This is a genomic window from Alkalihalobacterium alkalinitrilicum (assembly GCF_002019605.1).
Classification (GTDB): Bacteria; Bacillota; Bacilli; order Bacillales; family Bacillaceae_F; genus Alkalihalobacterium; species Alkalihalobacterium alkalinitrilicum.
This window is the reverse complement of sequence record NZ_KV917368.1, coordinates 3,450,300-3,463,133: the sequence shown is the minus strand read 5'-3', so window position 1 is coordinate 3,463,133 and position 12,834 is coordinate 3,450,300. Positions and strand designations below refer to the sequence as shown.

Genomic DNA, 12,834 nt, shown 5'->3' with positions numbered 1-12,834 from the left:
AGAAAAACCCCACAACTAACTTAGGTGGGGGAAGAGGAAAACCCTAACTGGTGGAAGTTTCAATTTATTCTTGAATTTGCTCCCATTCGGTTAAGAGTTGTTCTATCTTTTCTTTGTGAGTATCTATTTGTTGTTGAAGAGTGGCAGCTTTTTCATGGTCTTCATAAATATCTGGATTACATAAGGCTTCTTCCCATTCAGCAACTTCTGCTTCCATTTGGTCGACCGTCGTTTCAATTTCTTCAATACGACGCTGTCGTTGTCTCTCTTTTCGTTTTGCTTCTTTATCCATTTGGAAATTTTGTTTATCCTTTTTTGGTTCATCACTATTTGATGGCTCAGATGCAGCCAATTCATGTAATTGGCGAGCTTCTTCTTTTTTATGCAAGTAATAGTCATAATCTCCAAGATAATTAGTGATCTGTTGTTGTGTTAGTTCAATAATTCGTGTGGCCATTCGGTTTAAGAAATATCTGTCATGCGAAACAAATAATATCGTTCCAGGATAATCGATTAACGCCGACTCTAAAACTTCCTTACTGTCTAGGTCAAGGTGATTGGTCGGCTCATCGAGAATGAGGAAATTTGCTTTTTTTAACATTAGTTTTGCTAAGGCGAGTCGCGCTTTTTCTCCTCCACTTAAATCAGAAACAATTTTTAAGACATCATCACCACTAAAGAGGAAATTTCCTAAGACTGTTCGGATTTCTTTTTCTTGCATAAGCGGGAATTCATCCCAAAGTTCGTGTATTACTTGTTTGTTCGATGTTAATTTTGCTTGTTCTTGATCATAATAACCTATAGCAACGTTACTTCCATAGGAGACGGTTCCTGTTATTGGTTGCAATTCTTTAGTAATGATTTTCAGTAAAGTTGATTTACCAATTCCGTTGGGACCAATTAATGCTACACTTTCACCACGATTAAGTTGGAAATTAATGTCTTTAAATAATGGGACATCTTTATAACCACCAGAAAGAGCTTGTACCTTTAAGACTTCATTGCCTGTTTGTTTATCAATTCCGAACAAGAAATTTGCTGTTTTTTCATTTCCTTGAGGTCTACCTAGGCGTTCCATTTTTTCTAGTGATTTTCTACGACTTTGAGCTCTTTTGGTCGTAGAAGCTCTAGCGATATTACGACGAACAAAGTCTTCTAGTTTCGCGATCTCTTCTTGTTGCTTTTCAAATTGTTTTAATTCTTGTTCGTAGCGCTGAGCTTTTTCTTCAAGGTAGTCACTATAATTCCCTTTAAACTTTGTCGCTTTTGTTCTTGATAATTCATAAACGTGATCGACAACTTTATCTAAGAAATACCGATCATGTGAGACAATGAGAACCGCTCCAGGGTAATTTGTTAAATATTGTTCCAGCCAAGATAGTGTTTCAATATCAAGATGGTTCGTTGGCTCATCAAGAATAAGTAAATCTGGCTTGGTTAATAGTAGTTTTCCGAGAGCTAGACGCGTTTTTTGGCCACCACTGAGTGTAGAAATTTTCGTAGCATAGTCAAAGTTTGCGAAGTTCAAACCAGCTAGTACGGAACGGATATCGGCCTCGTATTGATAGCCACCTTCATCTTTAAACGTTACTTGAAGTTGATCGTATTCTTGCAAGATTTTATCGTAATGTTCATGACTTGGATCAGCCATTTGTTCTTCGAGCCGTCTAAGAGCCCGTTCTTTTTTTTGAAGTTCAGCAAAAACCGTTAACATTTCATCCCAAATGAACAGTTCAGACTCCAATCCTGTATCTTGAGCAAGATAACCGAGTTTGACATCTTTAGGAATAATCAAATCACCTGAGTCGAATGATGTCTGACCAGCAATAATTTTTAATAGTGTTGATTTCCCAGCCCCATTTCGACCAACAAGAGCAATTCGTTGTTTTGACTGTATTTCAAATTTTATATTTGTCAAGATGGGCTCTACGCCGAATGATTTGGTTAAATTTACACACTGTAATAAGATCATAAATAAAATCCTTCCTACCTATAAAAAGGTTGTTCAAAAAGTTCAGGAGGAGAACTCGCTGTTGAAATGAATTTGTTGATTTGTTACGTTAAACGGAATAAAATTTCCCTATGTGCTATTAAATCAAGTTTACCTTATCAGACGGTATTCAACAACTTCATGAACACTGACTGAAAACAATTACATGAAGAGAAAAATAGTGTACAATATGATTTGTAATAACCTGAAATGGTGTAAACCTTGGAGGCGATCTATGAAATTCGAACAACCCAAAATTCCACAAGCAACAGCGAAACGATTGCCCTTATATTATCGGTATTTAGAGAATCTTAATTCTTCGGGAAAGCAAAGAGTATCATCGTCAGAGTTAAGTGAAGCGGTGAAAGTAGACTCGGCGACGATTCGCCGTGATTTTTCTTACTTTGGTGCTTTAGGTAAAAAAGGGTATGGATATAATGTTAATTATTTGCTATCTTTTTTTCGGAAAACGTTAGATCAAGATGAGTTAACGAAGGTCATCCTTATTGGGGTCGGGAATCTTGGTACTGCGTTTTTAAATTACAATTTTGCTAAAAATAATAATACAAAAATTGAGATGGCTTTCGACGTTGACGAAGATAAGGTTGGGCAAGAAATCGGTGGGGTTAGAATATACAATTTAGCTCAGCTTGAAGAACAATTAGATCCAGACGTGACGGTCGCTATATTAACAGTTCCCGCTCATTCTGCTCAAAAAATTGCTGACCGACTCGTTTCTGTAGGAATTAATGGCATTCTTAATTTTACGCCAGCAAGATTAACAGTTCCAGACAATGTTAGGGTTCACCATATTGATCTATCAGTAGAACTTCAAGCACTTATTTATTTTTTAAAGCATTATCCGTTATAATAGAGGATAAGCCTATAAGTGATATTTCGTTAGAGTATATAGAAAGTTAAATTTAAGGAGGTGTTTGTTATGCCATTAGGACCAGGTAGTTTAATTTTAATAGCATTAGTTGCCCTATTGATCTTCGGACCGAAAAAGTTGCCTGAATTAGGAAAAGCAGCAGGAAATACATTACGTGAATTCAAGAATGCTACTAAAGGATTAGCAGATGAAGACGACGATAACAACAAGAAAAATGAGAAACAAAAATAGTTAGGATGGGTAATTCATGGAACAGAAAGACATGTCTGTGTATGATCATATAGGCGAGTTGCGTAGACGGTTAATTATCGTGTTCGTCTTTTTTATTATCGCCTTTGTGATTGGATTATTTATAGCCAAGCCGATCATTACCTTTCTTCAAAGTGCACCGACTGCTCAAGATATTCCAATGAATGCCTTTAAGCCGATTGACCCACTCAAGGTATATATGACATTTGCATTTTTTAGTGCATTTTTACTTGTTTTCCCAGTCATTTTATATCAGCTTTGGGCATTTATTAGCCCTGGTTTACATGAAGTTGAGAGAAGAGTGACGTTAGCTTATATTCCAATTGCATTTATATTATTTCTGATGGGAATTTCATTTTCTTATTTCATTTTGTTTCCGTTCGTCATTCAGTTTGTCGGTGCGTTAGCAGGACAATTAGGAATAAATGAAATGTATGGAATAAATGAGTATTTTACCTTTCTCTTTCAATTAACCATTCCGTTTGGGATCCTGTTCCAAATGCCAGTCGTTATTATGTTCTTAACACGGCTAGGAATCGTAACGCCAGTCTTTCTTGCAAAATTTAGAAAGTTAGCTTACTTTATCCTTCTCGTGATCGCGGGATTAATCACACCGCCTGAATTGATTTCCCATTTAATGGTTACTTTACCATTATTCTTGTTATATGAGATTAGTATAGTCATCTCAAGAATATCGTATCGTAAAGCACAACGCCTCGAAGAGCAACGTTTAAAAGAACAAGAACAGGCGGATAATGAAAATCATGGCTAGACTGCATTCACTGAATGCAGTCTTTTTTTGGGTTGCCTGGCACCATTGAAACCCGTACTTATAGCTTTGAAGAGGTGGACCATTGACAAAAACCATCACACATCATACGATGGATTTACTGTATTAAAGTGATGAATTGTAGGGGTTGAAATAATGAAACAGTTTCAGATGAACCAGACAATGAAGGGACTTCCAAAGCAATATTTTGCGAGCCTCGTCGCTAAAGTAGGGGCACTTGTAAAAGAAGGTGCAGACATTATTAATTTAGGACAAGGAAATCCAGATCAGCCAACACCTGATCATATTGTAAAAAGTTTGAAGGAAGCGGCCGATCTTCCTAAATACCATAAATATCCACCATTTCGAGGGTATCGCTTTTTAAAAGAAGCGGTTGCGGAGTTTTATCAAAGAGAATATGGCGTGGATATTGATCCAGAGAAAGAAGTTTGTGTTCTGTTTGGCGGAAAAGGTGGACTTGTTGAAATTAGTCAATGCATGTTAAATCCTGGTGACGTTACGCTTGTTCCAGATCCTGGGTATCCAGATTATTGGTCAGGAGTAGCATTGGCTGGAGGCCAAATGGAAATGATGCCATTGCAAGAGAACAATAACTTTCTACCCGATTATCAAGTGATCAGTGAAGACGCTAAAAAAAAGGCTAAACTTATGTTTCTGAATTATCCGAATAACCCAACAGGGGCAACAGCGTCGAAGGCATTTTATGATGAAACGGTTACATTTGCTAGGCAGCATGATTTATGTGTAGTTCATGACTTTGCATATGGTGGTATAGGATTTGATGGTCAAAAACCAGTAAGCTTTCTCCAATCAGAAGGGGCAAAAGAGGTTGGAATTGAAATTTATACGTTATCAAAGACATATAATATGGCAGGTTGGCGTGTTGCTTTCGCTGTTGGTAATGCCTCTGTTATTGAAATGCTTAATTTATATCAAGATCATATGTATGTAAGTTTGTTTGGAGCGATCCAGAAGGCCGCAGCTACTGCACTTCTAAGTCCACAAACTTGTGTGGACGAATTGGTAAAAAAATATGAAGGCCGCCGCAATGTTCTTATTGAAGGTTTACAATCGATTGGCTGGGATGTAAAAGCACCGAATGGGTCTTTCTTTGCGTGGCTGCCGTGTCCAGAGGGAATGAGCTCTGAAGAATTTGCTGATATCCTACTTTATAAAGCACATATTGCGGTAGCTCCTGGCCGAGGTTTCGGTGAAAGCGGAGAAGGGTACGTTCGTGTAGGCCTCTTAGAAGAGGAAGACCGATTAAAAGAAGCAGTCGAGCGTATTCGAAAACTTGAACTTTTTTAAAATGAGAGGAGGTCCTCCAATGAAAGTTGCAATCTATCAAATGGATATTGTACCAGGTCAACCAGAAGAAAATCGTAAAAAAGTGAGACAGTGGGTTGGCCAGCTAATGCAAAGTGAAGAAATACCAGATGTCATTGTTCTTCCTGAAATGTGGACGACAGCTTATACGTTACCGACGTTAGATGAAGTCTGTGAGGGTGAGCGGAATGAAACTGCCCAATTTTTAAGTGAAATGGCGAGTATGAACAACATCAACGTTGTCGGTGGTTCTGTTGCGACAAAGGTAAAGGATAAAATATATAATCGAGCGCTAATCTTTAATCGATCTGGGCAACAAGTTCACCAGTATGATAAAGTACACCTCGTTCCGATGCTTGATGAACATCTATATTTAGCTGGAGGCGAACAAAAGGCTCAAATTTTTGAATTAGACGGAGTGAAAGTAGGTGTGATCATATGTTATGATCTTCGTTTTCCAGAACTTGCTCGCTCGTTAGCCTTAGACGGTGCCGAAGTGCTGTTCATTTTGGCGGAGTGGCCTGAAGCAAGGCAAACCCATTGGACAATATTGCAGCAAGCCAGGGCAATTGAAAACCAAATGTATATTATATCGTCCAATCGAGTGGGGACTTACGATGGAGTAGAATTTTGTGGGAGATCATATGTGATTAACCCATGGGGAGATATTATTGCCCAGGGTACACAAGCAAAAGAAGAAACCATTAGGGCAACCTTGCCATTAGAAAATGTAAAAGAAGTCCGTAAAAATGTTCCAGTTTTTAAAAGTAGAGTGCCAAACTTATACTGAATAATGAAGAGGGAGCACAAAGTCTAGTTTTTAGACCTTGTACTCCTTCTTTTTATGAGCATTCGAGCGCTACTTGGAGTAATAGTAGCCGTCGTACTTATTTAAGTAGTTTTGCTTTGGCCGTAGTTAATTCAGATTAATGTTAAAGTGCTTTATGTTAGCTGATGTCAGGGGAAGAAGAAGTGAGGGCGGTAAGTACAGGGAGTTCATAGTGCCCGTGGGAGGAATAGAAGAAGCGGTCGTGGTAACTATAAAGCGTTCATAGTGCCCGCGGGAGGACTAGAAGAAGTGGTGTCGGTAACTATAAAGGGTTTATAGTGCCCGCGGGAGGGATAGAAGAAGCGGTGATGGTAACTATAGAGGGTTCATAGTGCCCGTGGAGGGATAGAAGGAGCGGTGGCGGGAACTATAAAGCGTTCATAGTGCCCGTGGGAGGGATAGAAGAAGCGTGGGCGGTAACTATAAAGGGGTCATAGTGCCCGTGGGAGGGATAGAAGAAGTGGTGGCGGTAACTATAGAGGGTTCATAGTGCCCGTGGGAGGGATAGAAGAAGCGTGGGCGGTAACTATAAAGGGGTCATAGTGCCCGCGGTAGGGATAGAAGAAGTGGTGACGGTAACTATAAAGCGTTCATAGTGCCCGTGGGAGGGATAGAAGAAGTGGTGGCGGTAACTATAGAGGGTTCATAGTGCCCGAAGCAGTGTTAGAAGAAGCGTAGCGGTAACTATAAAGTGTTAATAGTGCACAAACAGTATAAGCGATCACTATCATACTGCTATTTTGAACAGTTTGTGAAATGGTGAGCAAATATATAGACAGATATAGAGGTATGCTTTAATATATAAATTGTGAAACACTTCACAAACGAAGCATTAAAACTTGTCGCGACCAGGTTAAATGTCACTAACAACGTTCTAGAGGAGGAATAACTATGTTTGGTCAATTCTTACGCAATCATTCTATTTCAGCAGGTATCCTTTTATTTCTACGTGTATATCTAGGTTGGACTTGGTTAACTTTAGGTTGGGGAAAAATTACAGGCGACTTTAATGCTGGAGGTTATTTACAAGGTTCAGTAGCTAACCCTGTAGTAAACGGGGAAGGTCTTATATATCCGAATTACGTAGCGTTTTTAGAGAAGTTTGCTATTCCGAATGCGGATCTATTTAGTGGTATGGTAGCATGGGGAGAGTTTCTTGTAGGTTTAGGACTTATTCTTGGTGTATTCACTAGTGCTGCAGCATTCTTTGGTGTAATGATGAACTTCGCATTTATGTTTGCGGGAACTATTTCCACTAATCCATGGCTGGTGTTAATTTCAATGTTTATTTTAGCAGCTGGTGCAAATGCAGGTCGTTACGGTGGAGATCGTTGGGTATTACCTTATTTACGACAAAGTTTTATGAAAAAATCAGATGATCAAATGTTAGATGGTCAGAAAAAAGTTATAAAAGTTGCATAACGAAATAAAGACAATCAGTCTTGACTCTCGCTTTACCCCTCATAATAATAAAATGGTTTGAAGTTACTTTCTGTTGTAGTTGCACTAGTAGGCATCTGCATAGAAAGTAGCTTCTTTTTTATGCTTTCTTGGTGTATCGTCAATGGGAGGTGAGAAGTGGCGGGAGTTTCATTGTGAGACTGGCTCTTTTTCGACTTTCTTTCAACTGGAAGTAAAAAGGTACCTGAAATACTGTGATCCATGTTATAGTAGTAGTAATTTATTTCGACTAACGAAATGGTGGTATTCATATGAGTAATATATCAGAAAAGTGGATGGTCGTCATTGCTGTATTGATTGGGACGTTCACGTTAATCTTAAATAATAGTATGCTCAACCCTGCTGTACCACAGCTCATGACTGTATTCGATACAGATGCGGTTTCTACAGGATGGGTCATTACGATTTTCATGGTAACAATGGGGATGACCATGCCCCTAACGGGTTTCCTCGGTGATAAATGGGGTAAGAAACGGTTATATATTATCGGACTAGGTATTTTTGTAGTAGGTTCGATTCTTGGTACTTTTTCATGGAACCTTTCATCTCTCATCATTTTTAGAGGTATACAAGGAGTAGGTGGGGGCATTATGATGCCTTTATCGATGGCGCTTATTTTTGCTAATTTTCCCAAACAGGAAAGAGGAATGGCAACCGGGATATATGGTGTTGCGGCAATGATGGCCCCTACCATCGGTCCAACGATTGGTGGAATAATTATCGAAACGGGAAGTTGGCATTACTTATTTTTATGTAATGTTCCTTTTGGGTTATTAGGAATTTGGTTTGCTTCGAAATATTTAAAAGAAACGGAAATGAATTCGAAAATTACATTTGATCGTTGGGGATTTATAACGGTTACTATCGGTGTTGGTTTAATTCTTCTTGCACTTGGCCGTACCTCAAGTCTTGAACATCTTACGAATGCTCTAAATATTAGTTTTATCGTTATTGGATCTGTTTGTTTAGTTTTATTTATTATGATAGAGAAAAAACAAAAGTATCCATTACTAGATTTAACGATATTTAAAATTACCCCATATTCTCTGAGTGTTTGTGTTTCAGGAGTGATGTCGATCGGTTTGTTCGGGGGTGTATTTTTGATCCCGCTACTACTACAAAATGTGTATGGTTTTAACGCCATTGTCACGGGTCTCGTATTTTTGCCTACCGCTTTATTAATGGGAATTTTTATGACCGTAGGTGGACGTATTTTAGATCAGCGTGGAGGAACAGGGGTTATTACTACTGGGCTAATTATTTCAACAATTTGTACATTTTTATTAGGCTCTTTGACAATGGAAACGTCCCTTGCATTTATTATCATTCTTATGGCTATTAGGGGAGTAGGGTTTGGACTTTCAAGTATGCCTGCAACAACCGCTGGTATGAATGCAATACCAGAGCAATTCATTTCTCGTGGCTCGGCCATGAATAATGTATTGCGCCAAATGAGTTCAGCCTTAGGGATCGTATTCATTTCTATTTATTATGAAGTAAGAAAAGCACAATTATATGGAATTGAAGAGTCGGTTGAAGCAGCTAACTTACAAGCCATTAATGAAGGATTTATTATTTTAGCTGTGTTAACTGCGATTACAGTTCCTTTAGGTTATTTACTCGGAAAAACCGCAAAAGAAATGCCCACGCAGGAAAAAAATGTTTCATAACTAAAGACAAGAAAGAGAGCACTCCTTTTTGAAGCGAGTGTTCTTTTCTGTTAGAAGCAGAGCAATAAGTTCGCGTTTATGTAAGATAATGGTACCGACCCATTTATGAAATAGATTACAAAAGTTGTTTTATTGATGAAATAAAAAGAAAGGCTAGCACTTAAGTTAGACCAGCCCTTCTTAATTTATACGAACATAAGTATTAAATAAATGTTTAATTAATACTTATGTTCCTGTTTATTTAGACTTTTTTATAGATTTTCTCATTTGAAAAAATCGATAGGCCATCATAAAATCAACGGCTGATAAACCGATAAAAAGGTATGTCCAAAAATTCCAGCCTGCTACTTGGACATTTTGAATCGCTAAATAGGTGAACATGACACCTATTAAGGCATAGACGAGCGCCATAAATGTAGGAGACGTTCTCATACTATAAATCCTCCAATAAATGATTGTATTTGCTCTAGTTGTCGTTGTAATTCATCTAGTCTTTCTCCATAGATAACATGGACTAAAACAGCTATGGTATTCATAGCAACATGTGCGATAATCGGTACTAGAATTCGTTTTGTTTTCACATAGAGATAAGCAAAAACAAACGCAAGAGCAGTGTAAACTAATATGTAGTCTAAATCCATGTGCACGAGAGCGAAAATTAATGAGCTGATAAGCGCAGCGATAATAAAGTTATATTTTTTATAGAGTGAACCAAAAATAACTTGCCTAAATATAATCTCCTCAAGAATTGGGCCGATTACGGCCATAATGATGATAAACAATGGAAAGATACGGGCATATTCAGAGATTCGCTCTGTATTTTCAGATCCAGGTTCTACTCCTAATAGAAAAACTGAAATATAAATCGAAATGTATTGTGCTACAAATGCAAGGAGTACACCAAGCACCGACCACATCGCGGCTTCAGATTTAGAAGAACGGCCACGAACTTGATGGCGATTACGTATGTCAGGTAGGAGTAAAATTACGATAATCAATAATGCAGCTGAAAAACTAATGGTACTCCAAATCCCTGGAATTCTTTCCAAAGGTATATCCATAAGTTTCAATAATGGAACACCAATAAAAGCAGACATATGCATGGCGATATATGTAATTAATACCCACCAATAGCGTTTAGACACGATATAATTCCCCTTTTGAATAGACGTAGTGTTTTTCATGAACAATGTATTTTCCATTTTATCATACTTATTTACAAAATAAGAAGGAATGGGGCTTAACAATAAAGAAGAAGTTTAAGTCCAATTTTGTGTTAGAAAACTTTCAGTAAGTAGTTTATAAAACAACTCATTTGGTTATTCTAGTGAAGGCTTTTGTTCAATATTACAAGTTGTAATATTAATTTTACAAAAAAAATTATTCAAAGTACTTGCAAAAAAAAATATGAATGATTATTATAATAATGGAATTAGCACTCAACCAAACAGAGTGCTAACAAAAACTCCTCACCCTAAAATTTTACATAAATTGAGGAGAAAAAAATATTTTAAGGAGGTTGTTTTCCTTGTTAAAGCCATTAGGTGATCGTGTTGTAATTGAGTTAGTTGAGACAGAAGAAAAGACTGCAAGTGGTATCGTACTTCCAGACTCTGCGAAGGAAAAACCACAAGAAGGTAAAATTGTTGCAGTAGGTACAGGTCGCGTACTTGAAAATGGTGAGCGTGTTGCTCTTGAAGTGAAGGAAGGCGACAAAGTAATTTTCTCTAAATACGCAGGTACTGAAGTGAAGTACGAAGGTAATGAATATTTAGTTTTACGTGAAAGTGACGTATTAGCTATTCTTGGTTAATCAAAACGATAAAACATGATAAAACATATTAAGATCATTTTAGGAGGTTGAAACGATGGCAAAAGATATTAAATTCAGTGAAGACGCTCGTCGCTCTATGCTTCGTGGTGTAGATGCATTAGCAAATGCTGTTAAAGTAACATTAGGACCAAAAGGACGTAACGTTGTTCTTGAAAAGAAGTTCGGTTCTCCTTTAATTACTAATGATGGTGTAACAATTGCTAAAGAAATTGAACTTGAAGATCCGTTTGAAAATATGGGTGCAAAGTTAGTTGCTGAAGTTGCTAGCAAAACGAACGACATTGCTGGTGATGGTACGACAACGGCAACTGTTCTTGCGCAAGCAATGATCCGTGAAGGGTTAAAGAACGTAACATCTGGTGCAAACCCAATGGTTATCCGTAAAGGGATTGAAAAAGCAACTCGTGTTGCTGTTGAAGAATTACAAAACATCTCTAAGCCAATCGAAGGTAAAGAGTCTATCGCTCAAGTAGCGGCAATCTCTTCTGCTGACGATGAAGTTGGTAAAATTATTGCAGAAGCAATGGAGCGCGTTGGTAACGATGGTGTTATCACAATTGAAGAGTCAAAAGGATTTACAACTGAGCTTGAAGTTGTAGAAGGTATGCAATTTGACCGTGGATATGCTTCGCCATACATGGTAACAGACTCTGATAAAATGGAAGCTGTTTTAGAAAACCCTTATGTTCTTATCACTGATAAGAAAATTGCAAGCATCCAAGAAGTATTACCTGTACTTGAGCAAGTGGTACAACAAGGTCGTCCAATCTTAATTATTGCTGAAGATGTTGAAGGTGAAGCGCTAGCAACATTAGTTGTTAACAAACTTCGTGGTACATTTAACGCTGTAGCTGTAAAAGCTCCTGGTTTTGGTGACCGTCGTAAAGCAATGCTAGAAGACATCGCAATCTTAACAGGTGGTGAAGTAATTACAGAAGACTTAGGATTAGATCTTAAATCTGCTGACATTACTCAACTTGGTCGCGCTGCAAAAGTTGTTGTAACAAAAGAAACAACAACGATCGTGGAAGGTGCAGGCGAGTCTGATAAAATTGCTGCTCGTGTAAACCAAATTAAAGCACAAGTAGAAGAAACAACTTCTGATTTTGATAAAGAAAAATTACAAGAGCGTTTAGCTAAATTAGCTGGCGGTGTAGCTGTTCTTAAAGTTGGTGCTGCTACCGAAACTGAAATGAAAGAGCGTAAACTTCGTATTGAAGATGCTCTAAACTCAACTCGTGCTGCGGTTGAAGAAGGTATCGTAGCTGGTGGTGGTACTGCATTAATGAACGTTTACAAAGCAGTAGCTGCTGTTCAAGCGGATGGCGATGAGCAAACAGGTGTAAACATCGTACTTCGTGCTTTAGAAGAGCCAGTTCGCCAAATTGCACACAATGCAGGGCTTGAAGGATCTGTTGTTGTTGAGCGCTTAAAAGGCGAAGCAGTTGGAGTAGGTTTCAACGCTGCAACGGGTGAGTGGGTAAATATGGTTGAAGCGGGTATCGTAGACCCAGCTAAAGTTACACGTTCTGCTCTTCAAAACGCAGCATCAGTATCAGCAATGTTCTTAACAACTGAAGCTGTAATCGCTGACCAACCAGATGAGAATGGTGGCGGAATGCCAGACATGGCTGGAATGGGTGGCATGGGTGGAATGGGCGGCATGATGTAATACGAAAAGCCGAAGCGACTGCTCAGAAACGGAGGAATCTGGACCATCCGACAAGTGGCGCTCATTGCCACGCAGGAGGATGGGAAGAGGCTGGAGTTTCTAGGAGTTGAGGCTGGACATC

General features: G+C 38.4%; 12 protein-coding genes. 9 read left to right on the top strand and 3 right to left on the bottom strand.

The window, feature by feature from the left end; all coding sequences use genetic code 11:
* Positions 1–64: 64 nt before the first annotated feature.
* Positions 65–1,972, bottom strand: coding sequence for an ABC-F family ATP-binding cassette domain-containing protein (locus BK574_RS16675; protein ID WP_078429380.1), 1,908 nt, complete (start codon positions 1,970–1,972; stop codon positions 65–67).
* A 253-nt stretch (positions 1,973–2,225) separates the two neighbouring features.
* Here BK574_RS16675 and BK574_RS16670 point away from each other — a divergent pair, with 253 nt between their 5' ends.
* From BK574_RS16670 to BK574_RS16640, 7 genes are all read left to right on the top strand, one after another.
* On the top strand, positions 2,226–2,861 hold the full coding sequence (locus BK574_RS16670) for a redox-sensing transcriptional repressor Rex (protein WP_075388863.1): 636 nt from the start codon (positions 2,226–2,228) through the stop codon (positions 2,859–2,861).
* A gap of 69 nt (positions 2,862–2,930) precedes the next feature.
* The gene (locus tag BK574_RS16665; RefSeq protein WP_075388862.1) at positions 2,931–3,113 is read left to right on the top strand and encodes a twin-arginine translocase TatA/TatE family subunit; all 183 of its coding nucleotides are present in this window, start codon (positions 2,931–2,933) and stop codon (positions 3,111–3,113) included.
* A gap of 16 nt (positions 3,114–3,129) precedes the next feature.
* Positions 3,130–3,903 carry a twin-arginine translocase subunit TatC gene (tatC, locus tag BK574_RS16660; protein WP_078429379.1) on the top strand — a complete coding sequence of 258 codons (774 nt, stop codon included), beginning with the start codon at positions 3,130–3,132 and terminating at the stop codon, positions 3,901–3,903.
* Between the two features lie 153 nt (positions 3,904–4,056).
* Entirely contained in the window at positions 4,057–5,229 is a 1,173-nt protein-coding gene (locus BK574_RS16655) for a pyridoxal phosphate-dependent aminotransferase (RefSeq protein ID WP_078429378.1), read from the top strand.
* Between the two features lie 19 nt (positions 5,230–5,248).
* Positions 5,249–6,037: a carbon-nitrogen family hydrolase gene (locus BK574_RS16650; protein WP_078429377.1), complete on the top strand. Its 789-nt coding sequence runs from the start codon at positions 5,249–5,251 to the stop codon at positions 6,035–6,037.
* Between the two features lie 930 nt (positions 6,038–6,967).
* Positions 6,968–7,498 (top strand): DoxX family protein, encoded by a 531-nt coding sequence (locus BK574_RS16645; RefSeq protein ID WP_078429376.1) that lies wholly within the window; start codon positions 6,968–6,970, stop codon positions 7,496–7,498.
* A gap of 290 nt (positions 7,499–7,788) precedes the next feature.
* The gene (locus tag BK574_RS16640) at positions 7,789–9,207 is read left to right on the top strand and encodes a DHA2 family efflux MFS transporter permease subunit (protein ID WP_238458039.1); all 1,419 of its coding nucleotides are present in this window, start codon (positions 7,789–7,791) and stop codon (positions 9,205–9,207) included.
* A gap of 237 nt (positions 9,208–9,444) precedes the next feature.
* Here BK574_RS16640 and BK574_RS16635 read toward each other — a convergent pair whose 3' ends face one another.
* Together BK574_RS16635 and BK574_RS16630 are read right to left on the bottom strand one after the other, a co-directional pair.
* Positions 9,445–9,639 (bottom strand): YdiK family protein, encoded by a 195-nt coding sequence (locus tag BK574_RS16635; RefSeq protein ID WP_075388856.1) that lies wholly within the window; start codon positions 9,637–9,639, stop codon positions 9,445–9,447.
* Positions 9,636–10,352 carry a CPBP family intramembrane glutamic endopeptidase gene (locus BK574_RS16630; RefSeq protein WP_075388855.1) on the bottom strand — a complete coding sequence of 239 codons (717 nt, stop codon included), beginning with the start codon at positions 10,350–10,352 and terminating at the stop codon, positions 9,636–9,638. Before BK574_RS16630 ends, BK574_RS16635 begins: the two co-directional genes overlap by 4 nt.
* Before the next feature lie 383 nt (positions 10,353–10,735).
* Here BK574_RS16630 and groES point away from each other — a divergent pair, with 383 nt between their 5' ends.
* Together groES and groL are read left to right on the top strand one after the other, a co-directional pair.
* The gene (gene groES, locus BK574_RS16625; protein ID WP_075388854.1) at positions 10,736–11,020 is read left to right on the top strand and encodes a co-chaperone GroES; all 285 of its coding nucleotides are present in this window, start codon (positions 10,736–10,738) and stop codon (positions 11,018–11,020) included.
* A gap of 55 nt (positions 11,021–11,075) precedes the next feature.
* The gene (groL, locus tag BK574_RS16620) at positions 11,076–12,713 is read left to right on the top strand and encodes a chaperonin GroEL (RefSeq protein ID WP_078429375.1); all 1,638 of its coding nucleotides are present in this window, start codon (positions 11,076–11,078) and stop codon (positions 12,711–12,713) included.
* The last annotated feature ends 121 nt before the right edge of the window (positions 12,714–12,834 follow it).

Coding starts and splice junctions, on each gene's coding strand:
- BK574_RS16675 (WP_078429380.1), bottom strand. CDS start 1,972: ATGATCTTATTACAGTGTGTAAATTTAACCAAATCATTCGGCGTAGAG.
- BK574_RS16670 (WP_075388863.1), top strand. CDS start 2,226: ATGAAATTCGAACAACCCAAAATTCCACAAGCAACAGCGAAACGATTG.
- BK574_RS16665 (WP_075388862.1), top strand. CDS start 2,931: ATGCCATTAGGACCAGGTAGTTTAATTTTAATAGCATTAGTTGCCCTA.
- tatC (WP_078429379.1), top strand. CDS start 3,130: ATGGAACAGAAAGACATGTCTGTGTATGATCATATAGGCGAGTTGCGT.
- BK574_RS16655 (WP_078429378.1), top strand. CDS start 4,057: ATGAAACAGTTTCAGATGAACCAGACAATGAAGGGACTTCCAAAGCAA.
- BK574_RS16650 (WP_078429377.1), top strand. CDS start 5,249: ATGAAAGTTGCAATCTATCAAATGGATATTGTACCAGGTCAACCAGAA.
- BK574_RS16645 (WP_078429376.1), top strand. CDS start 6,968: ATGTTTGGTCAATTCTTACGCAATCATTCTATTTCAGCAGGTATCCTT.
- BK574_RS16640 (WP_238458039.1), top strand. CDS start 7,789: ATGAGTAATATATCAGAAAAGTGGATGGTCGTCATTGCTGTATTGATT.
- BK574_RS16635 (WP_075388856.1), bottom strand. CDS start 9,639: ATGAGAACGTCTCCTACATTTATGGCGCTCGTCTATGCCTTAATAGGT.
- groL (WP_078429375.1), top strand. CDS start 11,076: ATGGCAAAAGATATTAAATTCAGTGAAGACGCTCGTCGCTCTATGCTT.